General features: G+C 71.8%; 18 protein-coding genes and 2 tRNA genes. 13 read left to right on the top strand and 7 right to left on the bottom strand.

All coding sequences use genetic code 11. The annotated features are described in order from the left end of the window. The first annotated feature begins 64 nt into the window (after positions 1–64). Positions 65–2,293 (top strand): transketolase, encoded by a 2,229-nt coding sequence (tkt, locus tag ACZ6EJ_RS12195; RefSeq protein WP_469266582.1) that lies wholly within the window; start codon positions 65–67, stop codon positions 2,291–2,293. A gap of 105 nt (positions 2,294–2,398) precedes the next feature. Continuing rightward, positions 2,399–3,073, top strand: a complete 675-nt coding sequence (locus tag ACZ6EJ_RS12190; protein ID WP_469266580.1) for a Dps family protein — start codon at positions 2,399–2,401, stop codon at positions 3,071–3,073. A 45-nt stretch (positions 3,074–3,118) separates the two neighbouring features. Here the strand turns inward: ACZ6EJ_RS12190 and ACZ6EJ_RS12185 are convergent, their stop codons facing one another. The 3 genes from ACZ6EJ_RS12185 to ACZ6EJ_RS12175 all read right to left on the bottom strand — a co-directional run bounded on the left by ACZ6EJ_RS12185 (position 3,119) and on the right by ACZ6EJ_RS12175 (position 7,299). Beyond that, complete coding sequence (locus ACZ6EJ_RS12185; RefSeq protein ID WP_469266579.1) at positions 3,119–4,189, bottom strand: glycerophosphodiester phosphodiesterase family protein; 1,071 nt, start codon at positions 4,187–4,189, stop codon at positions 3,119–3,121. A 105-nt stretch (positions 4,190–4,294) separates the two neighbouring features. Further along, positions 4,295–5,725: an amino acid permease gene (locus ACZ6EJ_RS12180; protein ID WP_469266577.1), complete on the bottom strand. Its 1,431-nt coding sequence runs from the start codon at positions 5,723–5,725 to the stop codon at positions 4,295–4,297. Positions 5,726–5,883: 158 nt separating this feature from the next. Next, positions 5,884–7,299 carry an amino acid permease gene (locus ACZ6EJ_RS12175; protein ID WP_469266651.1) on the bottom strand — a complete coding sequence of 472 codons (1,416 nt, stop codon included), beginning with the start codon at positions 7,297–7,299 and terminating at the stop codon, positions 5,884–5,886. A 291-nt stretch (positions 7,300–7,590) separates the two neighbouring features. Here ACZ6EJ_RS12175 and ACZ6EJ_RS12170 point away from each other — a divergent pair, with 291 nt between their 5' ends. Then, positions 7,591–8,184 carry a biotin transporter BioY gene (locus ACZ6EJ_RS12170; protein WP_469266576.1) on the top strand — a complete coding sequence of 198 codons (594 nt, stop codon included), beginning with the start codon at positions 7,591–7,593 and terminating at the stop codon, positions 8,182–8,184. 68 nt (positions 8,185–8,252) lie between these two features. On the opposite strand, the gene ACZ6EJ_RS12165 is transcribed toward ACZ6EJ_RS12170, so the two are convergent. Next, complete coding sequence (locus ACZ6EJ_RS12165; RefSeq protein WP_469266574.1) at positions 8,253–9,686, bottom strand: amino acid permease; 1,434 nt, start codon at positions 9,684–9,686, stop codon at positions 8,253–8,255. A 225-nt stretch (positions 9,687–9,911) separates the two neighbouring features. Here ACZ6EJ_RS12165 and ACZ6EJ_RS12160 point away from each other — a divergent pair, with 225 nt between their 5' ends. The 3 genes from ACZ6EJ_RS12160 to ACZ6EJ_RS12150 all read left to right on the top strand — a co-directional run bounded on the left by ACZ6EJ_RS12160 (position 9,912) and on the right by ACZ6EJ_RS12150 (position 12,595). Continuing rightward, positions 9,912–10,400, top strand: a complete 489-nt coding sequence (locus ACZ6EJ_RS12160) for a ribose-5-phosphate isomerase (protein WP_469266572.1) — start codon at positions 9,912–9,914, stop codon at positions 10,398–10,400. 93 nt (positions 10,401–10,493) lie between these two features. Next, positions 10,494–11,315: an Fpg/Nei family DNA glycosylase gene (locus ACZ6EJ_RS12155; protein ID WP_469266571.1), complete on the top strand. Its 822-nt coding sequence runs from the start codon at positions 10,494–10,496 to the stop codon at positions 11,313–11,315. Positions 11,316–11,449: 134 nt separating this feature from the next. Beyond that, the gene (locus ACZ6EJ_RS12150; protein ID WP_469266570.1) at positions 11,450–12,595 is read left to right on the top strand and encodes a SpoIIE family protein phosphatase; all 1,146 of its coding nucleotides are present in this window, start codon (positions 11,450–11,452) and stop codon (positions 12,593–12,595) included. Between the two features lie 79 nt (positions 12,596–12,674). Here ACZ6EJ_RS12150 and ACZ6EJ_RS12145 read toward each other — a convergent pair whose 3' ends face one another. Next, positions 12,675–13,859: a cation:proton antiporter gene (locus ACZ6EJ_RS12145; protein WP_469266568.1), complete on the bottom strand. Its 1,185-nt coding sequence runs from the start codon at positions 13,857–13,859 to the stop codon at positions 12,675–12,677. A 261-nt stretch (positions 13,860–14,120) separates the two neighbouring features. On the opposite strand from ACZ6EJ_RS12145, the gene ACZ6EJ_RS12140 reads away from it, so the two are divergent. Beyond that, on the top strand, positions 14,121–14,621 hold the full coding sequence (locus ACZ6EJ_RS12140) for an HD domain-containing protein (protein WP_469266567.1): 501 nt from the start codon (positions 14,121–14,123) through the stop codon (positions 14,619–14,621). Positions 14,622–14,693: 72 nt separating this feature from the next. On the opposite strand, the gene ACZ6EJ_RS12135 is transcribed toward ACZ6EJ_RS12140, so the two are convergent. Beyond that, complete coding sequence (locus ACZ6EJ_RS12135) at positions 14,694–15,815, bottom strand: acyltransferase family protein (RefSeq protein ID WP_469266565.1); 1,122 nt, start codon at positions 15,813–15,815, stop codon at positions 14,694–14,696. Positions 15,816–16,354: 539 nt separating this feature from the next. On the opposite strand from ACZ6EJ_RS12135, the gene ACZ6EJ_RS12130 reads away from it, so the two are divergent. After that, entirely contained in the window at positions 16,355–16,498 is a 144-nt protein-coding gene (locus ACZ6EJ_RS12130) for a hypothetical protein (protein WP_469266656.1), read from the top strand. Between the two features lie 91 nt (positions 16,499–16,589). Here ACZ6EJ_RS12130 and ACZ6EJ_RS12125 read toward each other — a convergent pair. Beyond that, positions 16,590–16,663: transfer RNA gene (locus ACZ6EJ_RS12125), tRNA-Gly, on the bottom strand. A 175-nt stretch (positions 16,664–16,838) separates the two neighbouring features. Between ACZ6EJ_RS12125 and ACZ6EJ_RS12120 the strand changes: the two genes are divergently transcribed. The 5 genes from ACZ6EJ_RS12120 to clpX all read left to right on the top strand — a co-directional run bounded on the left by ACZ6EJ_RS12120 (position 16,839) and on the right by clpX (position 21,570). After that, positions 16,839–16,915: transfer RNA gene (locus tag ACZ6EJ_RS12120), tRNA-Pro, on the top strand. Between the two features lie 150 nt (positions 16,916–17,065). Continuing rightward, entirely contained in the window at positions 17,066–18,460 is a 1,395-nt protein-coding gene (tig, locus tag ACZ6EJ_RS12115) for a trigger factor (RefSeq protein WP_469266563.1), read from the top strand. A gap of 286 nt (positions 18,461–18,746) precedes the next feature. Next, on the top strand, positions 18,747–19,352 hold the full coding sequence (locus tag ACZ6EJ_RS12110) for an ATP-dependent Clp protease proteolytic subunit (protein ID WP_366817271.1): 606 nt from the start codon (positions 18,747–18,749) through the stop codon (positions 19,350–19,352). 79 nt (positions 19,353–19,431) lie between these two features. Next, positions 19,432–20,115: an ATP-dependent Clp protease proteolytic subunit gene (locus tag ACZ6EJ_RS12105; RefSeq protein ID WP_124268245.1), complete on the top strand. Its 684-nt coding sequence runs from the start codon at positions 19,432–19,434 to the stop codon at positions 20,113–20,115. A 156-nt stretch (positions 20,116–20,271) separates the two neighbouring features. Then, the gene (gene clpX, locus ACZ6EJ_RS12100) at positions 20,272–21,570 is read left to right on the top strand and encodes an ATP-dependent Clp protease ATP-binding subunit ClpX (RefSeq protein WP_469266561.1); all 1,299 of its coding nucleotides are present in this window, start codon (positions 20,272–20,274) and stop codon (positions 21,568–21,570) included. The last annotated feature ends 44 nt before the right edge of the window (positions 21,571–21,614 follow it).

Here is a 21,614-nt window from a genome sequence, read left to right as displayed (position 1 = left end):
GAGGGCCACGGGGCCCGCGCCCCCACCGCACGCAGCACCCCGCCCCACCGACCAGGAGGACTTGATGGCACCCCCCAACGCCCCCGACGACCGGGACCGCGCACCGCGCGGCCGCGACCCGAAGCTCGCCCCGCCCGTGGCGGACGCCGCGGGCTGGGGCCCGCTCGACGTCCGGGCCGTCGACACCGCGCGGCTGCTGGCCGCCGACGCGGTGCAGAAGGCGGGCCACGGCCACCCCGGCACCGCGATGAGCCTGGCCCCGCTGGCGTACCTGCTGTTCCAGCAGGTGATGCGGCACGACCCGGCCGACGACCAGTGGCTCGGCCGGGACCGCTTCGTGCTGTCCTGCGGCCACACCAGCCTGACCCTGTACGTCCAGCTCTACCTGAGCGGTTACGGCCTGGAGCTGGAGGACCTGAAGGCCCTGCGCACCTGGGGCTCGGCCACCCCCGGCCACCCGGAGTACCGCCACACCCGAGGCGTGGAGATCACCACCGGCCCCCTCGGCCAGGGCCTCGCCTCCGCCGTGGGCATGGCGATGGCGGGCCGCCGGGAGCGCGGGCTGCTGGACCCGGACGCGCCGCGCGGGAGCAGCCCGTTCGACCACCACGTCTACGTCGTCGCCTCCGACGGCGACCTGATGGAGGGCGTGACCTCCGAGGCCAGCTCCCTCGCCGGCCACCAGGAGCTGGGCAACCTGATCCTGTTCTACGACTCCAACCACATCTCCATCGAGGACGACACCGACATCGCCTTCAGCGAGGACGTCGCCGCCCGGTACACCGCGTACGGGTGGCACGTCCAGACCGTCGACTTCACGCGGACCGGCGACTACGTCGAGGACGTCGACGCCGTGCTGGCCGCCGTGCGGGCGGCCAAGGAGGAGACCGGCCGCCCCTCCCTCATCCTGCTGCGCACGATCATCGGCTGGCCCGCGCCCACCAAGCAGAACAGCGGCAAGGCCCACGGCTCCGCGCTCGGGGACGACGAGGTCGCCGCCACGAAGGCCCTGCTCGGCTTCGACCCGGAGGCGGACTTCGCGGTCGACGAGGACGTCCTGCGCCACGCCCGCCAGGTCCGCGAGCGCGGGGCCGAGGCCCACCGCGCCTGGGAGACCGGCTACCAGGAGTGGCGCTCCGCCCATCCCGAGCGCGCCGCGCTGCTGGACCGGCTGCGGGAGCAGCGGTTCCCCCAGGGGTGGACCGACAGCCTCCCCGTCTTCGAGCCCGACCCCAAGGGCATGGCGACCCGCAAGGCGTCCGGCGAGGTGCTGACCGCCCTGGCCCCCGTGCTGCCCGAGCTGTGGGGCGGCTCGGCCGACCTCGCGGGGAGCAACAACACCACGATGGACGGCGAGCCGTCCTTCGTCCCGGAGTCCCGGCAGACGGGCGAGTTCCCCGGCAACCCCTACGGCCGCACGCTCCACTTCGGCATCCGCGAGCACGCCATGGGCTCGATCCTCAACGGCATCGCCCTCCAGAGCCTCACCCGCCCCTACGGCGGCACGTTCCTCATCTTCAGCGACTACATGCGCCCGGCCGTCCGGCTCGCCGCCCTGATGGAGCTGCCGACGATCTACGTCTGGACCCACGACTCCATCGGCCTGGGCGAGGACGGCCCGACCCACCAGCCGGTGGAGCAACTGGCCGCGCTCCGCGCCATCCCCGGCCTCGACGTCGTACGGCCCGCCGACGCGAACGAGACCGCCGTCTGCTGGCGCACGGTCCTGGAGCACCAGGACCGGCCCGCGGGCCTCGCGCTGACCCGGCAGGCGCTGCCCGTGCTGGAGCGGGGCGAGGGCGCGTACGCCCCGGCGCGGGAGGCGGCCCGAGGCGGCTACGTGCTGGCCGACAGCCGGGCCGAGACCCCCGACGTCATCCTCGTCGCGACCGGCTCGGAGGTCCACATCGCCCTGGAGGCGCGCGAACTGCTGGCCGCCGAGGGGCACGACGCCCGCGTGGTCTCCATGCCCTGCCGCGAGTGGTTCGCCGAGCAGCCCTACTCCTACCAGGACGCGGTGCTGCCGCCCGAGGTGCGGGCGCGGGTGAGCGTCGAGGCGGCCGTCGCCCAGGGCTGGCGGGACGTGGTCGGCGACGCGGGCCGCATGGTCAGCCTGGAGCACTTCGGCGCGTCGGCCTCCTACCAGCGCCTCTACGAGGAGTTCGGCATCACGCCCCGCGCGGTGGCCGACGCCGCCCTCGACAGCATCCGGGCGGCGTCCGGACCGGTCCGGCCCGGCGGGGAGCGCTCCGGCGCGGCCCCGACCGAGGGCGGCGCCGGCGACATCGCCTGAGAACCGTCCCGCGCGCCCGACGGGCGCCCTCCGCGCGCACGCGCGGCGGGCGCCCGGCACCGGGCAGCGGACACCACCACCCCTCACCACCCCAGAAGGAGTCCCGTGTCCCCCTCGCAGCCCACCCCCCGCTACACCGTCCCCGGCCTCGACGTCGAGGAGGGGAAGCAGGTCATCGACCTCCTGGTGCCGCGCCTGCACGCGCTCAACGACCTCGCGCTCACCCTCAAGCACATCCACTGGAACGTGGTCGGGCCGCACTTCATCGCCGTCCACGAGATGCTCGACCCGCAGACCGCCGCCGTACGGGACATGGCCGACACCGCCGCCGAACGCATCTCGGCCCTCGGCGGCGAGCCGCAGGGCACACCGGGGGCCCTGGTCGCGGGGCGCACCTGGGACGACTACAGCGTGGGCCGCGCCGACGCCATCGCCCACCTCGGCGCCCTGGACCTCGTCTACACGGGCATCATCGAGGACCACCGCGAGGCGGCGGAGAAGGCCGCCGAGATCGACCCCGTCACCGAGGACCTGCTCATCGAGCACCTGCGCGGGCTGGAGCAGTTCCAGTGGTTCGTCCGGGCCCACCTGGAGTCCAGCTCCGGGACCCTCGCGAACGCCGACGCGGCGACCGAGGAGCAGGCGGCACGGGCCGCCGCGCCCCGCAAGGCGGCCGGGAAGCGCTCGCCGGGCAAGAAGGCGGACGCGCCCGCGGCGGACGAGAAGGCCGCCAAGCGGACGGGCAAGAAGACGGCGGCGGGCCGGCGCACCACCCGCTGACACCGGCCGCGCGGCCGGCCGGCTCCCGGCCGGCCGGTCGCCCGGCTACCGGCGCAGGTCCTCCCTGGCCTGCGCCGCGAGGTCGGGGAAGTCCGTCACGACGGCGTCCACGCCCTGCTCGTAGTGGAAGGCGTACTCGGCGAACGCGTCCCCGAATCCGGTCGGCGCCGTGCCCCTGCGGTACGCGGCGGGGAGGTACTGGTTCTCCGCGCGGAAGGTGTACGCGCCGACCTTCAGGCCCGCCGCGTGCGCGTCCCGCAGCAGCGTGCCGGGCGGGAGCAGCGAGGACTTGTCCGGGCCGATCCACTGCGCGTACGAGGCGATCTCCCGCAGCCCGGCCGGGCTCATCATGTCCCGGTAGGTGACGGCGTGCCCGTACGGGCCGCCGCTCGTGCCGAGCGCCTGCCACAGCGGCAGCCCGAGGCGCGCGGCGGCCACCCGGCGCAGGCTGTCCGGGTCGAACGACTGGACGACGCAGTCGCGGGCGGTCAGCCCGTTGCGGCGGACCACCCGGATCAGCTCCTCCTCCAGCGGCAGCCCGATCGAGCGGAAGTACGCGGGGTGCTTGGTCTCGGGGAACACCGTGATCCGCCGGCCCGCCTCCCGCGACAGGCGCCGGGCCAGGTCGACCACCTCCTGGAAGGTCATCACCCGGCCCCGGCCGTCGAAGACCGTGTTGCGGTCGCGGACCAGCGGCAGCCGCTCGACCGTGCGCAGCGTCCGCAGCTCGCGCAGGGTGAAGTCCTCGGTGAACCAGCCGGTCACCGCCTTGCCGTCGACCGTCCGGGTGGTGCGGCGGTCCGCGAACTCCGGGCGGGCGGCGACGTCCGTGGTGCCGCCGATCTCGTTCTCGTGCCGGACGACCAGGACGTGGTCCTTCGTCGCCACGAGGTCCGGCTCGATCCAGTCGGCCCCGGACCGCACGGCGTAGGCGTAGGCCTCGGCGGTGTGCTCCGGCCGCCAGCCCGCCGCCCCGCGGTGGCCGATGACCAGGGGGCCGGCGGGGCGGCGCGGGCGGTGGCCCGCGGGGGCGGACGCGGCGGCCGGGGCGGTGGCGGCCGCGGTGGCGGCTGCCGTGGCCAGGAGGATCGAACGACGCCGTGGCGCGACGGGCATGGCAGCTCCTTCGGTGGTGGGACCACCACCGAAGCGAGGGCGGATGACGGCCCGGCGTACGCCGCCTGGCCTTGTCATGTCCTCCTGGAACCGTTCGCGCCGCCCCTACGGACGCGGCTCGGGGGCCCCGGCCGCGGTCCGGCCGCGTCGCTGGCGCACCAGTCCGACGACGCTCAGCACGAGGGTCAGCGCACCGGTGGCCAGGAGTTGGTCACGGGTGCCCGGCTGGCGCAGCATCAGCAGGAAGATGCCCGCCATGGCGGCCAGGGCGAGGATGGTCCCCGCGGGGAAGAACCACATCCGCACCACCAGCTTCTCCGGCGCCTCCCGCTCCGTCCGGCCGCGCAGGACGAGCTGGGAGACCGCCGTGAAGATCCACACGACCAGGATCACCGCGCCGATCATGTTCAGCAGCCAGGGGAAGACGTCGTCGGGCCGCCAGTAGCTGAGCAGCACGCACAGGAACCCGAAGACGGAGGAGAAGAGCACGGCGTTGCGCGGCACCCCGGAGGAGATCCGGCCCAGCACCGCCGGCCCCTGGCCGCGGGCGACCAGGGAGCGGGCCATCCGGGAGGCGCCGTAGATGTTGGCGTTCATCGCGGAGAGCAGGGCGATGAGGATGACCACGTTCATGATCTGCGCGGCCCCGCCGATGCCCAGGTGGTCGAGCATCGCGTAGAACGGGCCGACCTCGGCGACCTTCGGGTCGTCCCAGGGGACCAGCGTGACGATGACGGCCATGGAGCCGATGTAGAACACCGCGATGCGCCACATGGCCGTGCGGACCGCCTTCGCCACGCCCCGCACCGGGTCCTCGGACTCGGCCGCGGCGATGGTGACGGTCTCCAGACCGCCGTACGCGAAGACGGAGGCGAGGAGCCCGATGATGAGGCCGTCCATGCCCTTGGGCAGGAAGCCCCCGTCACCGGTGAGGTTGGACAGGCCGGGCGCGTCCGTGTCGGGCAGCAGGCCGAAAATGGCGAGCAGGCCGAGCACCAGGAAGAGCGTGATCGCGCCGACCTTCAGCGCGGCGAACCAGAACTCGAACTCGCCGAAGTTCTTCACGGCGGCGAGGTTGGTCCCGAGGAAGATCACCATGAACAGCGCCACCCACGCCCACTCGGGCGTCCCCGGCAGCCATCCGCCCACGATCTGCGCGGCCCCGATGCCCTCCAGGCCGACGGCGACGCAGAGCAGGAACCAGTAGGACCACCCCGCGGCGAACCCGGCCCACGGGCCGATCGCCCGCTCGGCGTGCACGGAGAAGGAGCCGGAGGCCGGGTTGGCGGCCGACATCTCGCCGAGCATCCGCATCACGAACATGACGAGCAGTCCGGAGACGGCGTACGCGACGACGATCGAGGGCCCGGCTGCGGCGATGCCGGCCCCCGAGCCGACGAACAGCCCGGCGCCGATCACCCCGCCGAGGGCGATCATCGACAGGTGCCGCTGCTTGAGGCCGTGGGCGAGCGCCGAGTCCGCCGACGCGGTGGCCGCGGAGTCGTCGGGGGCGGGAGAGGCGGAGGTCCGGGACATGGACGAACTCTGTTCGGTAGCCGACAGGGGGACGAGCCCACAGTGTGGACAACCCCACCGTTCGCGGGGAACAGACGTCCGCTATGCGAGCACCCGTCTCACACACCGTACGCACACGATCACCGAACGGTGACAGCGGGCCGGCCGGCCCGTCCCGCTCAGCGGCCCCCGGCCCCCGGACCGCGCCCGCTCCGCCCCTCCCGCGCCGCCCGGCCCACCGCCACCAGCAGCACCAGCGCCGTCGCCCCGGTCGACCACAGCACCTGCGGGCGCGCCGCGTCATCGGCCAGCATCAGCACGAACACCCCCAGCAGACCGGCCAGCGTCAGCCAGGTCAGATACGGGAAGCACCACACCCGCAGGGCGAGCGCCCCCGGAGCCTCCCGCTCCAGCCGCCGCCGCAGCCGCAGTTGCGAGGCGGCGATCAGCGCCCAGACGAACAGCAGCACCGCGCCGACCGAGTTGAGCAGGTAGAGGAAGACGGTGTCCGGCCACACCAGGTTGAGCAGGACCGAGGCGAAGCCGAAGGCCACCGACGCCAGCACCGCCCGGCGCGGCACCCCGCCGCCCGCGACCTTCAGCAGCCCGCGCGGCGCCTCGCCGCGTTCGGCCAGCGAGAAGACCATCCGGGAGGAGCCGTACAGATTGGCGTTGAGCGCCGAGAGGAGCGCCACGAACACCACGATGTTCATGATCTGCCCCGCCGACGGAACCCCGATCGCGTCCAGGACCTTCACGTACGGGCTCAGTCCGGCCCGCTGCGCGGTCCACGGCAGCACGGCGACGATGACCAGCATCGAGCCCACGTAGAAGAAGAGGATGCGCACCACCGCGCTGCGCACCGCCCGCCCCACCGCCCGCGCCGGGTCGTCGGTCTCGGCGGCGGCGATGGTGACGACCTCCAGGCCGCCGAAGGCGAACACCACCGTCAGCACGCCGGAGACGACGCCGCTCCAGCCGTTCGGCAGGAAGCCGCCCTGCCCGGTGAGGTTGCCCATCCCGACCGGCTCGGTGTCGGGGAGCACGCCGAACACGGCCAGCAGCCCCAGGACCAGGAAGACCACGATCGCGCCGACCTTCAGCGCGGCGAACCAGAACTCGAACTCGCCGAAGTTCCGCACCGCCGCCAGGTTCGCCGCGGTGAAGACCACCATGAACAGCAGCACCCAGGCCCACGGCTGGACGCCCGGCGCCCAGCCGTGGGCGATCTGCGCGGCCGCCGTCGCCTCCACCGCCAGGACGACCACCAGCAGGAACCAGTACAGCCAGCCGACGCTGAACCCGGCCCACCGCCCGAGCGCGCGCTCGGCGTGCACGGAGAACGAGCCGGAGGCGGGCATCGCGGCGGACATCTCGCCGAGCATCCGCATGACCATCATCGCCAGCGCCCCCGCGATCAGGTACGAGACGACGATCGCCGGTCCGGCCACCGCGATCCCGGCGCCCGAACCGACGAACAGCCCGGCCCCGATCACCCCGCCGAGCCCCAGCATCGTCAGATGCCGCTGCTCGAGTCCGTGGGAGAGCGGCTCGGAGGAGACGAGGGCGGACGTGGGGGGCGGGGCCTCGTGCATGGGGGAGGGTCGCTCTCGGGTCATTCGCGGCCGATCGGAGGACGCTGATCGTTTATGGGGAAGCTACAGTCTCGCGCCCCGGAGCGTTCGTCTCCAAAACCCGCCACTTCCGTGTTCACCTCCGTGATGAGCGTCACGCCGGAACGCGATTGCGCCGGGCGCTTTGTGCGAACCCCACCAAGCCGTCAACTGCCGCTTTGTGGACGGCTGATGGTGGTCGGGCGCACGCCCGTGGGCTAACGTCGGCGGGAGCCCGACCCGTACCCGTCTGCCCTCACCCGCGGAGTCCCGATGAGCACTGCTGCCGCCCCCGTCCGCTCCGGAGCGGTCCTCGCCGACCTGCTGCCCGCAGTCCGGCACCGCTACGCCGTGGACGCGGCCCTCGTCCTGGGCGGCGCCGCCCTCACCGGCATCGCGGCGCAGATAGCCGTCCCGGTCCCCGGCTCGCCGGTCCCGGTCACGGGCCAGACGTTCGCCGCGCTCCTCGTCGGCACCGCGCTGGGGGCCCGCCGCGGCTTCCTCTCCCTCGCGCTGTACGCCCTCGTCGGGATGGCCGGGATGCCGTGGTTCGCCGAGGGCGCCGCGGGCGTCACGATGCCGTCCCTGGGCTACGTCTTCGGGATGCTGCTGGCCGCCACCGTGGTCGGCGCCCTGGCCCGGCGCGGCGGCGACCGCTCGATGCTGCGCACCGCGGGCACGATGGCCGTCGGCTCCGCGATCATCTACGCCGTCGGCGTGCCCTACCTGGCGCTGTCCACCGGGATGCCGCTGGGCGCGGCCGTCGCGGCCGGCCTCACCCCGTTCCTGATCGGCGACGCGCTCAAGGCGGCGCTGGCCATGGGCGCGCTCCCCGCGGCCTGGAAGCTCCTCGGGCGCCGCGGCTGACCCCGCCCCGTACGGACGGAGAGGCCCGCCCGCGCACGCGTACGCCGGTCTCGGTCAGCGGCCGGGGGTCACTGTGCGGCGGCCTTGCGGTCGCGCCTCTCGCGGAAGAGCGCGATGCCCACCACGAGGGCGGCGACCAGCACCGACAGCACGACCTGCTCGCGGGCGGCGTCGTCGGTCAGCATGTACACCAGGACGAAGGAGATCATCGCGATCGTCGCCCAGGTGAGGTAGGGGAAGAGCCACATCCGCACGACCAGCTTGTCGGGGTCCTCGCGCAGGATGATCCCGCGCATCCGCAACTGGGTGAAGCAGATGACCAGCCAGACGAACAGGGCGACCGCGCCGGAGGAGTTCAGCAGGAACTGGAAGACGGTGTCGGGCCACTGGTAGTTGAAGAACACCGCCACGAAGCCGAAGACGACCGAGGACAGGATCGCCGCCTGCGGCACCCCGCGCCGGTTGACCTTGGCGAAGGACTTCGGCGCGTCGCCGCGCTCACCGAGCGAGAACGCCATCCGGGAGGCGGTGTAGAGGCCGGAGTTGAGGCAGGACAGCACGGCGGTCAGCACGATGAAGTCCATGACCCGGCCCGCGTGCGGAATGCCGATCACGTCGAGCGCGGCGACGTAGCTGCCCTTCTCCAGGATCGAGGGGTCGTTCCACGGCAGCAGCGTCAGCACCACGAAGATCGAGCCGAGGTAGAAGACGGCGATGCGCCAGATCACGCTGTTGGTGGCCTTGGACACGGCCCGCTGCGGGTCCGTCGACTCCCCGGCCGCCAGGGTGACGATCTCGCTGCCCATGAACGAGAAGACGACCATCAGCACCCCGGTCAGGATCGCGCCGGCCCCCTTGGGGAAGAAGCCGCCGGTGTCCGTCAGATGCGCCAGCCCCGAGCCGGCGTGGTCCGAGCCGGGCAGGACGCCGAAGACGGCGAGCAGCCCGACCACCACGAACGCGGCGATCGCCACGACCTTGATCCCGGCGAACCAGAACTCGAACTCGCCGTAACTGCCCACCGAGACCAGGTTGGTGGCGGTCAGCACGACCATCACGATCAGCGCCCAGGCCCACTGCGGCACACCGGGGACCCAGCTCTCCAGGATCTTGGCGCCCGCGGTCGCCTCGACGGCGAGCACCACGACCCAGAAGAACCAGTAGAGCCAGCCGATGGAGAACCCGGCCCAACGGCCCAGCGCCTGGTCGGCATAGGCCGAGAAGGAGCCCGAACTCGGGCGGGCGGCGGCCATCTCGCCGAGCATCCGCATGACGAGGACGACCATCAGGCCGACCAGCGCGTAGGACAGCAGGATCGCCGGGCCCGCGGCCGCGATCCCCGCGCTCGACCCCACGAAGAGGCCCGCGCCGATCACACCGCCGATCGCGATCATCGAGAGGTGGCGGTTCTTCAGGCCTGCCTGAAGGCCGCCCGACGAATCCGGGCGTCCCGGCTCACCGGGCTCCTGGCCCGACTTCGCCAGCGTCGTCTGCGACGTCATGGGGAATCCTTACGTGTCCATGCATGGGGGGCGCCCCGTGCTCCGCCGGGCGGAGCGAGGGGACGAGCCCACGCATTCAAGCCCGTGGGGGAACAGAAACGGAACCCCCTCTCTCAGATCGTTTGCCCGATCGTTGCCCGAGTGGCCTTGACCACACCGGGCGGGGACACAGGGCTCCGACCCCGCTGATCGCTACCCGGATAAGTCCGTGCCACACTTCCCACCATGCGCGTGTACCTCGGATCGGACCATGCCGGTTACGAACTCAAGAACCACCTCGTCGAGTGGCTCGGCGCCCACGGCCACGAGGCCGTCGACTGCGGCCCCCACGTCTACGACGCCCAGGACGACTACCCCCCGTTCTGCCTGCGCGCCGCCGAGAGGACGGCCGCCGACCCGGACAGCCTCGGCATCGTGATCGGCGGCTCCGGGAACGGCGAGCAGATCGCCGCCAACAAGGTCAAGGGCGTCCGCGCCGCACTGGCCTGGAGCGAGCAGACCGCCGCCCTCGGCCGCGAGCACAACGACGCCAACGTCGTCGCGATCGGCGGCCGGATGCACTCGGTCGAGGAGTCGACGAGGTTCGTCGAGATCTTCCTCTCCACGCCGTACTCGCAGGAGGAGCGCCACACGCGCCGCATCGAGATGCTCTCGGCGTACGAGGCCACCGGCGAACTCCCCCCGATCCCGGCCCACCACCCCCAGCAGGGCTGACCCCGCCCCGCAGCCCCGCCTCCTCCCGTGCCGCCGGGTCCCCGGACCCGGCGGCACGGCCGTGCCCGCCCGCCCAGCCGCAGGAGCCCCGCCGTGCCCGAGGGACACACCATCCGCCGCCTCGCCGACGACCACGCCGAACGGTTCGCGGGCGCACCGGTGCGGGTGAGCAGCCCGCAGGGCACGTTCCGCGACAGCGCGGCCCTGCTCGACGGGCGGACGCTCACCGCCGCCGACGCCCACGGCAAGCACCTCTTCCTCGGCTTCGGCGAGAGCGGCTGGGTCCACATCCACCTCGGCCTCTTCGGCAAGCTCGGCTTCGGGACCGCCCCGCCCCCGCCGCCCGCCGACACGGTCCGCCTCCGCCTGGTGAACGCCTCCCACCACGCCGACCTGCGCGGCCCCACCACCTGCGCCCTGATCACCGACCCCGAGAAGCGCGCGATACACGAGCGGCTGGGCCCCGACCCGCTGCGCGGCGACGGCGGCGAACGCGCCTGGCAGCGGATCTCCCGCAGCCGGACCACCCTCGCCGCCCTGCTGATGGACCAGAAGGTCATCGCGGGCGTCGGCAACGTCTACCGCGCCGAGGTCCTCTTCCGCCACGGCATCGACCCCTACCTCGCGGGCCGGGACCTCACCCGCCCCGCGTGGGACGCGATCTGGGCCGACCTGGGGGAGCTGATGCGCGCGGGGGTGCGGAACAACCGGATCGACACGGTCCGCCCCGAGCACCTCCCCGAGGCCATGGGCCGCCCGCCCCGCGTGGACGACCACGGCGGCGAGGTCTACGTCTACCGCCGCACCGGCCTGCCCTGCCACATCTGCGGTACGGAGATCCGCACCGCGGACCTCGCGGCCCGCAACCTCTTCTGGTGCCCGAGGTGCCAGCCCCCCGGCCCGCCCGGCGCCTGAGACGCCCCGTCCGCGTCCATCCGGTGGCATATGCCCCCGATGCCCGTTCGCGCCGTCCGGACGCCCCCCTTTCGCGCGCATTGTCACCGGGGTCCCCCTGCACCGGAGGCGTCCGGGTGGATAGGGTCCCCGCAGTGGCCCGTAGCGGAGGAGCAGAAGACCTCGGGGCCCGGTGGCGCAGAAGGACGCACCGGGCCCGCATCGCGCTGCGCAGATCCGGGGTCGACTACTTCCGCGGCGACGGTTCCGACTGGATCGCCCTGGCCGGACTGCTGCTGACGATCCCCGCCATCACCTTCGCCACCGTCGTCAGCCCCCTGTGGGTCGCCCCGACCGCCCTCGTCCTGCCGATCGTGGCCGGCGGCCTGCTGCTGCGCCCCGCCAGCCTGCTCGGCCTGTACGCCACGGCCGCCGCCGCCCTGATCCTGGAGGCGCTCACCCTCGGCCCGTACGAGGACGGCCCCGGCCGGGTCACCCCCGGCACCGTGCTCGTGGTCGCCGCCTGCGGGTTCTTCGGGCTCGTCCTCGCCCAGTTCCGGGCGCGGGTCGGCGTCCCCTGGCGCCGCGGCGGCACGATGCTCTTCGACCTGCGCGAGCGCATCCGGGTGCAGAGCGCCCTGCCCCGGCTGCCCCAGGGCTGGCACCGCGAGATGGCCCTGCGCCCGGCGGGCGGGCAGTCGTTCTCCGGGGACTTCGTCGTCGCCGCCCGCACCAACGGCGGGCGCACCCTGGAGGCCGTCCTCACCGACGTCTCCGGCAAGGGCATGGACGCGGGCTCCCGCGCGCTGCTGCTCTCCGGGGCCTTCGGCGGCCTGCTGGGCTCCCTGCCCCCGCACGGCTTCCTGCCCGCGGCCAACGGCTACCTGCTGCGCCAGGACTGGGAGGAGGGCTTCGCCACCTCGATCCACCTGGTGCTGGACCTGGACTCGGGGGACTACGAGATCTACTCGGCCGGCCATCCCCCCGCCCTGCAACTGCACGCGAGCAGCGGGCAGTGGGAGGAGAAGGCGGGGGAGGGCCCGCTGCTCGGGGTCTACGACGGGGCCGAGTTCGACGCCGTCAAGGGGTCGCTCGCGCCGGGGGACGTGCTGATGCTCTTCACCGACGGCCTGGTGGAGGCGTCCGACCGGGACATCTCCGAGGGCATCGACCGGCTGACGGGCGAGGCCGACCGCTACGTGACGACCGGGTTCGAGGGCGCGGCCTGGCATCTGATCGAGGCCTGCGCCAAGGACGTCAACGACGACCGGGCCCTGCTGCTCCTCTCGCGCCGGGGCTGAGCGGCGCGTCCGAGCGCCCCCGGTCAACGCGGAGGCGTCCGACACCCGAAGTCGGTGTCGGACGCCTCCGCGTTGACGTTCAGACCGAGACCGGTACGTGCTCCCGGTCCGGGTCCCCGTCCTTGCCGCGTCCGCCGGGCAGGACGCGGGCCAGCCAGTGCGACCGCCCGGCCGCCAGGGGCGCGAGGACGGCGAGCAGCAGGACGTAGCCGGCGATGAACGGCGAGAGCCGGTCGTCCAGCCCCGCGGCCGCGGCCATGGTGGCCAGGATGAGCGCGAACTCGCCGCGGGCGACCAGCGTGGTGGCGATGTTCGCCGTGGCCTGCGCGCCGAAGGAGTACACCTTGGCGGCGGCGAGCCCGGCGAGGACGTTCATCACGAGCGTCACCGCCACGGCCGCCAGCACGGGCCAGAGCACGCTCGGCAGGTCGCCCGGATCGATGGAGAGGCCGAAGGCGAAGAAGAAGATCGCGCCGAAGGCGTCCCGCAGCGGGTGGACCAGCTTGAGGATGCGGTCGCCGGACGCGGTGGAGCCGAGCATCAGGCCGACCATGAAGGCGCCGATCGCGTCGGCGACGCCGAACATCTCCGAGACGCCGGCGACGAAGACGGCCGCACCGAGGAAGGAGATGACCAGCAGCTCGTCGTCCTTGGTGTCCATGAGCTTGCCGATGACCTTCGTGCCGAAGCGGGCCGCCAGGGCGAGCAGCAGCAGGAAGCCGAAGGCCTTGCCGCCGTCCACCGCCGCGGCCGCGAGGCTGTCCGCACCGGACAGGATCGGCTGGAGCGCGGCGAGGTACAGCGCGAGGAAGACGTCCTCGACGACGATGATGCCGAGGATCGGCCTGGTCTCCGGATTCCCGATGCGCCCCAGGTCCACCAGGACCTTGGTGACGATCGCGGACGAGGAGATCCCGAGGACGCCGGCGAGCACCAGCGCCTCCGAGGTGCCCCAGCCCAGCGCGAAGCCGAAGGCGAGGCCCGCGCCGACGTTCAGGGCGAGATACGTCCCGCCCGCGACGGCCATCTTGCGGCCGCCCGTCCTGAGGTCGTCCATGTGGAACTCGAGCCCCAGGTAGAAGAGCAGGAGGACGAGTCCCAGCGCGGAGAGCATCTCCAGGTCGTGCGGGTTGGAGAGGAGCGTGTAACCGGGGGTGTGGGGGCCGAGGAGGATCCCGGCCAGGATGAACAGGGGGATCGTCGGCAGCCCGATGCGGCCGCCGAGGCGGGCGAGGACGGCAGCGGCCAGGAAGGCGCCACCCATGGCGAGGAGTGTGTCTGCGTGTCCGATGAGCCTGGTCCTTGGGGTAGGTCAAGAGCGCGTCAAGGGGGTGTCAATAATCCATCAGTAATTAGTTTACCGAAGGATTGACGTTGCAACGATAGCCCGGTGATATTGTCCGCTTATGTTCGTAAGGTCCGGAACGGGGAGGGGGGGCGACACCGCGCGCCCCCGCGGCCGTTCCGATCCGGGGCCACGGCGCAGGGGCTCCCGGCGGCCCGGCGGCGGCCGTACAGTCGGCCCATGACCGACCGTGATCTGTCCCTCGCCGAGGTGGAGGCCATCGCCCGCGAGGCGCACGCGGCCCAGCGGGACAAGGCGGGCCGCCCGTACGTCGAGCACCTGGCGGCGGTGGCCGAAGGCGTACGGGCGCGGGGCGGCGGCGAGGAGCAGATCGCCGCCGCCTGGCTGCACGACGCGATCGAAGACGGCGTCCTCTCCCCGAGGTGGCTGGACGGGGCCGCCCTGCCCCAGGGGGTGAAGGACATGGTCATGGCGGTGACCAGGCGGCCGGGCGAGGGGCCGGCCTCGTACGCCGGGCGCGTCCTCGCCGTTCCGGGGGCCCTGCTCGTCAAGGAGGCGGACCTCGCGCACAACGCGGACCCCGCCCGCCTCGCCCTCCTGGAACCGGAGGTGCGTACCCGGCTCGCGGCGAAGTATGCGCAGGTGCGGGGCCTGCTCGGGCTGAGCGCGGACGCATCGCCCCCGTACCGAAAGGATCAAGCCAACCCGACGGCGGGGTGAGCCGCCCCCCACCGGGGCCCGCGGCCGGGCCGCCGGAAGCGGGTGGGGCCGCGGGCCGCCGGAGTCCCGGCGTCAGTGCCGGGCGGGTTTCTCGCGGAACGCCCAGCGCATCTCCGGCTCGGTGGCCCACCTCATGGCCCGGCCGACCGACGGCGTGCACAGGAGCGTCACCGCCGCCGCGGCCACGACCGTGACGAGGACGAGCCCGGCCGGGTCCGAGAGCCAGGCGAAGCGGTCGAACAGCCCCGCGTACCCGGCCCCCTTGATCAGGAAGCCGTGCAGCAGGTAGCCGCAGATCGTGCCGGCGCCCAGGGCCGTGAACCACGTCCTCCCACGCGGCGCCCACGCCAGGAAGGCGACGGTCAGCAGCAGCGCGCAGCCGAACATGGCCAACGTCATCACCGCCCCCGCCCACCACGGCGCGCCCATCTCCTGGGCGCTGTTGGCGCGGTAGAGCCATCCGAGCCGCATCCGCGGGGCGATCCAGTACGCGAGGACCAGCGCACCCGCGAGCAGCGGCGCCGACAGCAGCCGCACCTCGCGCCGCCGGACCAGGTGGAAGTGCTCGGGCCGCAGCAGCAGGCCGAGGACGAAGAACGGCAGGAACTGGAAGACCCGCTGGAGGTCGAGGTCGTCGCCGATGTCGGGGGAGACGGAGGCGAGCACCGCGACGGCGAGCGCCACCGGCAGCGGGTGGCGCAGGGAGCGCCAGATCGGCGTCGTCATCCGCCAGACGAACAGGGCGACCAGGAACCAGGTCAGGAAGAGCGGGTCGACCAGGCTGACCGGTGTGTCGGGGGCGTCGCCCGCGTACCGCTTGAACAGCGCGTAGGCCGTCTCGAACAGCAGGTACGGCACGGCGACCCCGGTGATCAGCCGCCGCACCCTGGCCGGGGTCGCCTCGAACGAGCGGGAGAAGTAGCCGGAGACGAGGACGAAGGCGGGCATGTGGAACATGTACACGACCAGGTACAGCGCCCGAGTGGCCCGGCTGCCGTCCATCACCGGTTCCCAGGCGTGCGCCACGGCGACGAGGACGATGGCCAGATACTTCACGTTGTCGAAGTAGGGATCGCGTCCCCCGGCCGCGGCGGGCGGCGCGGCGGCGGTCGGCGTCCGCGTGCGTCTGGGCTCCGGCTCCCGGTTCACCGGGGGGATCGGGGCCCTGGGGAATGCGCTCGGAGCTTGGAACATCTCAGGCACCCTAGACCGGTCGATTGCCTCGCGTAAAACCACGCAGAAATACTGCGTGTTCCCCGGTATTCGCAGGGAAAACCCCTGAGAGCTGACCGTTATGACCTGCTTGATACCCCTTAAATGGGGCATATCGGCGGGGAGTTGGGTAGGGGATATTCCCTCGGGCCTTGCCGTACGGGGCTGTGGACGACGTGTGGGGATAAGGAAACGATCGGCGGCGCGCTATGCGGCCGCAGGGAATTGCCCGCGGTTCCGCCGGCGTAGGGCGCGGCCTCCGCACGAGGCCCGCCCGCCCGGCGCGCACCCCGGCGCGCGCTCGGCGGTGTACAGGCCCCGAAGCGGTGAAGGATGGCGGGATCCGGTCACCCTGTTCCGTCACCCGGCAGCGACCAGGGGGTAGTTGGTGGCACGATGGGGGCGACGGGGCGCGCTCTGGTGCACGCTTCCGGGCCGGCAAGGCGGACCGACCGAGGGTGTGATCAGACGTGGCTATTTCACTGTCTATGGTGCTGCTGTTCGCGGTCATCCTGGTGGTAATGATCCGCGGGGGCTCGATCAAGCCCGGCCCGGCGCTCGTCGCCGTGCTGTTCGGCTTCTTCCTGGCGTCGACGGGCATGGCGCCCTCGATCAACAGGTTCATGAACTCGATAGCCGAGACCATCAACCAGATCAGCTTCTGAACGGCGCCGCCCCGGACGGCGGCGGACGGCAGGGCGACGCCGAAGGGCCGGACGGAGGATCATCCTCTGTCCGGCCCTTCGGCGTTCCGCGTGGAGCGGGCGACGGGAATCGAACCCGCGTAGCTAGTTTGGAAGACTAGGGCTCTACCATTGAGCTACGCCCGCGTGCACCGCGCCGCAGGTCCGAGGACCGCGGCACGAGAAGCATCGTAGCGGGTCGGCGGCGGTGCCCGCACACCCGTCGCGCCGACCGCCGGCCGGACCCCGTCGGCCGCCCCGCGAAGCGGCGGAAAGCGGCGTAAGCACGGCCCCCGTGCATGTACCCTTCGTGTCGCACCGACGGGGTGTGGCGCAGCTTGGTAGCGCGTCCGCTTTGGGAGCGGAAGGTCGTCGGTTCGAATCCGGCCACCCCGACCACCGGCAAGATCGCGTTGTGGGACTCCTGCCGCTTGCCGTTACTATGCAAAATGCGTGCCCGTGTGTCTGATGTACCGGGCTCGGTCCGCGAAGCCGCCGATCGGCGGCCCAGCAGAACCCCTAGAAGTCAGCCACCAAGGAGACCGAACCGTGAAGAGCGCCGTGGAGACCCTGAACCCGACTCGGGTTCGGCTCAGCATCGAGGTGCCCTTCGAGGAGCTCAAGGACAGCCTCGACGCGGCGTACAAGAAGATCAACCAGCAGGTCACGGTGAAGGGCTTCCGCAAGGGGAAGATCCCCGCCCGCGTCATCGACCAGCGGTTCGGCCGCGGTGCGGTGCTGGAGGAGGCCGTCAACGACGCCCTCCCGAAGTTCTACACCGAGGCGGTCAACGAGGGTGAGCTGAACGTCCTCGGCCAGCCCGAGGTCGACATCACCGAGCTGAAGGACGGCGAGCTGCTGGCCTTCACCGCCGAGGTCGACGTGCGCCCCGAGATCGAGATCCCGGACTACTCCGGCATCGAGGTCACCGTCGACGCCCTCGAGGTCACCGACGAAGAGGTCGAGAAGGCCGTGGAGCAGCTCCGCGAGCGCTTCGCCTCCACCAACCCGGTCGAGCGCGCCGCCGCCGAGGGCGACGTCGTCACGATCGACCTGGAGGCCAAGGTCGACGGCGAGGTCCTGGAGGACGGCGTGGCCGCGGGTGTCTCGTACACCATCGGCTCCGGCGAGCTCCTCGACGGCATCGACGAGGCCGTGACCGGCCTGGAGGCCGGTGGCGAGGCCACCTTCACCTCCGAGCTGAAGGGCGGCTCCGCCGAGGGCAAGGAAGCGGAGGTCACCGTCAAGGTCACCGCCGTCGCCGCCCGCGAGCTCCCCGAGCTGGACGACGACTTCGCCCAGATGGCCAGCGAGTTCGACACGCTGGAGGAGCTGAAGGCCGACAGCCGCAAGCGCCTGGAGACCACCAAGCAGTACGACCAGGCCACCCAGGCCCAGGAGCGCGTCCTGGAGGAGCTGCTGAAGCTCGCCGAGGTCCCGATCCCGGAGAAGCTGCTCGCGGACGAGATCCAGACCCGCAAGCACAACCTGGAGCACCACCAGCTCGGTCAGATGGGCCTCGACCTCGAGAAGTACCTCGAGATCCAGGGCAAGACCCTGGAGGAGTTCGAGAACGAGACCTCCGAGCAGGCGATCAAGGGCATCAAGACCCAGTTCATCCTGGACGAGCTGGTCAACAAGGAGAAGCTGAACGTCAACCAGGAGGAGCTCACCGAGCACCTCATGCGGCGTGCCGCCTCCTCCGGCATGAGCCCCGACCAGTTCGCGCAGGCCGTCGTCGAGGGCGGCCAGGTGCCGATGCTCGTCGGCGAGGTCGCCCGCGGCAAGGCGCTCGCCGTCGTCGTCGAGGCCGCCAAGGTCGTCGACACCAACGGCGAGGTCGTCGACCTGGAGGACGACGAGGAAGCCGCGGAGACCGCCGAGACCCCGGAGCCGGCCGAGGCCGCCGCCGAGGGCGAGGCGGAGAAGAAGGACGAGGCCTGAGCCTCGCGCTGATCCGTACGGCAGCTCCGCGCTGCCGCCCGGCGGGCCCCGGACGCACCACGCGTCCGGGGCCCGCCGTCTTCGCGCCCCGCGCCCCGGAACCCCGGTGCGCCGTGCGGACCTTGCGCTCCCAGCGAACAGTTGCGGAAGCGGGATGGCGTTGTCCCACCTGCGCGTTAGGGTCCATGAAGAGGAAGGGTGGGGGACGTCCCTCGCCCGCCCGGTACGAAGACGCTGAGACGGCCGGAGCCGTCAGAGACGAGCAGGTGGATACGTGACGAATCTGATGCCCTACGCCGCCGGAGAGCCGTCCCTCGGTGGAGGCCTCGGTGACCAGGTCTACAGCCGACTGCTCGGCGAGCGCATCATCTTCCTCGGCCAGCAGGTCGACGATGACATCGCCAACAAGATCACCGCGCAGCTCCTCCTCCTTGCCGCCGACCCGGACAAGGACATCTACCTCTACATCAACAGCCCCGGTGGTTCGGTGACGGCCGGCATGGCGGTCTACGACACCATGCAGTACATCCCCAACGACGTCGTCACCATCGGCATGGGCATGGCCGCCTCGATGGGCCAGTTCCTGCTCACCGGCGGCGCGGCGGGCAAGCGCTTCGCGCTCCCGAACACCGACATCCTCATGCACCAGGGTTCGGCCGGCATCGGCGGCACCGCCTCGGACATCAAGATCCAGGCCGAGTACCTGCTCCGCACCAAGACCCGGATGGCGGAGATCACCGCCCGCCACTCCGGCCAGACCGTCGAGACGATCATCCGCGACGGCGACCGCGACCGCTGGTACACGGCGGAGGAGGCCAAGGACTACGGCCTCATCGACGAGATCATCACGTTCGCCTCGGGCATTCCGGGCGGCGGCGGCACCGGTGCCTGACCCGGTTCCCACCGGACCGGCGGCGCCTCCCGCACCCCTCTCGTACGCCGAGACCTCCAGCCCACAGAACGCCACCAGGATGGTGAACACCCACATGAACAACTTCCCCGGCGCCTCCGCGAGCGGCCTCTACACCGGCCCGCAGGTGGACAACCGCTACGTCGTCCCGCGCTTCGTGGAGCGCACCTCGCAGGGCGTGCGCGAGTACGACCCGTACGCCAAGCTCTTCGAGGAGCGCGTGATCTTCCTCGGCGTCCAGATCGACGACGCCTCGGCCAACGACGTCATGGCGCAGCTGCTGTGCCTGGAGTCGATGGACCCCGACCGCGACATCTCGATCTACATCAACAGCCCCGGCGGCTCGTTCACCGCGCTCACCGCGATCTACGACACGATGCAGTTCGTGAAGCCGGACATCCAGACCGTCTGCATGGGCCAGGCCGCCTCCGCCGCCGCCGTCCTGCTCGCGGCGGGCACGCCGGGCAAGCGCATGGCGCTGCCGCACGCGCGCGTGCTCATCCACCAGCCGTCCTCGCAGACGGGCCGCGAGCAGCTCTCCGACCTGGAGATCGCGGCCAACGAGATCCTGCGGATGCGCACGCAGCTCGAGGAGATGCTGGCGCGGCACTCGACCACCCCGCTGGAGAAGATCAGCGAGGACATCGAGCGCGACAAGATCCTCACGGCCGAGGACGCCCTGGCGTACGGTCTGGTCGACCAGATCGTGTCCACCCGCAAGACCACCGCGGGCGCATCGCTCTGACGTCGGTCTTTTCCCCTTGGCACCTGCCGTTCGCACGACCAGGCCGTGTGAACCGTGCCAAGGGGGGCCCGTTCCGGGCCACAGGCAAGGTACCGTCGGATAGAGGCACCAGGAGCCGCTGAACCAGGCGTCTCCCAGGCGAAGGGGAAGCACCTCGTGGCACGCATCGGTGATGGCGGCGACCTGCTCAAGTGCTCGTTCTGCGGAAAGAGCCAGAAGCAGGTGAAGAAGCTCATCGCGGGACCCGGTGTGTACATCTGCGACGAGTGCATCGATCTCTGCAACGAGATCATCGAGGAGGAGCTCGCGGAGACGAGCGAGGTCCGCTGGGAGGAGCTTCCCAAGCCTCGTGAGATCTACGAGTTCCTGGAGGGGTACGTCGTCGGGCAGGAGCCCGCGAAGAAGGCCCTCTCGGTCGCGGTGTACAACCACTACAAGCGGGTCCAGGCCGGGGAGAACGGCGGCGGCGCCGGTCGTGAGGACGCGATCGAGCTGGCCAAGTCGAACATCCTCCTGCTGGGCCCCACGGGCTCCGGCAAGACGCTGCTGGCGCAGACGCTGGCCCGGATGCTCAACGTCCCGTTCGCCATCGCGGACGCGACGGCGCTGACGGAGGCCGGCTATGTCGGCGAGGACGTCGAGAACATCCTGCTCAAGCTGATCCAGGCCGCGGACTACGACGTCAAGAAGGCCGAGACCGGGATCATCTACATCGACGAGATCGACAAGGTCGCCCGCAAGAGCGAGAACCCGTCGATCACCCGCGACGTCTCCGGCGAGGGCGTGCAGCAGGCGCTGCTGAAGATCCTGGAGGGCACCACCGCCTCCGTGCCGCCGCAGGGCGGCCGCAAGCACCCGCACCAGGAGTTCATCCAGATCGACACGACGAACGTGCTCTTCATCGTGGGCGGCGCGTTCTCCGGCCTGGAGAAGATCATCGAGTCCCGCGCCGGCGCCAAGGGCATCGGCTTCGGCGCCACGATCCGCTCCAAGCTGGAGATCCAGGCGAGCGACCAGTTCCAGGAGGTCATGCCGGAGGACCTGGTGAAGTTCGGGATGATCCCCGAGTTCATCGGCCGCCTCCCGGTGCTCACCTCGGTCCACAACCTGGACCGCGAGGCCCTGCTCCAGATCCTCATCGAGCCGCGCAACGCGCTGGTCAAGCAGTACCAGCGCCTGTTCGAACTCGACGGTGTGGAGCTGGACTTCGAGCGCGGCGCGCTGGAGGCCATCGCGGACCAGGCGATCCTGCGCCAGACCGGGGCGCGCGGGCTGCGCGCCATCATGGAGGAAGTCCTCCAGTCCGTGATGTACGAGGTCCCGTCCCGCAAGGACGTCGCCCGCGTCGTCATCACCGCGGACGTCGTCCGCGACAACGTCAACCCCACGCTGGTCCCGCGCGAGCCGCGCACGATCGGCAAGAACGACGGCGGCCGCCACGAGAAGTCCGCGTAGCCGCACGCGACACCCCGTACGCCGAAGGGGCGCCCACCGGTCGA

This window comes from Streptomyces sp. NPDC041970, from assembly GCF_055588985.1.
The sequence above is the reverse complement of the archived record's forward strand: the minus strand, read 5'-3'. Positions and strand labels throughout refer to the sequence as shown.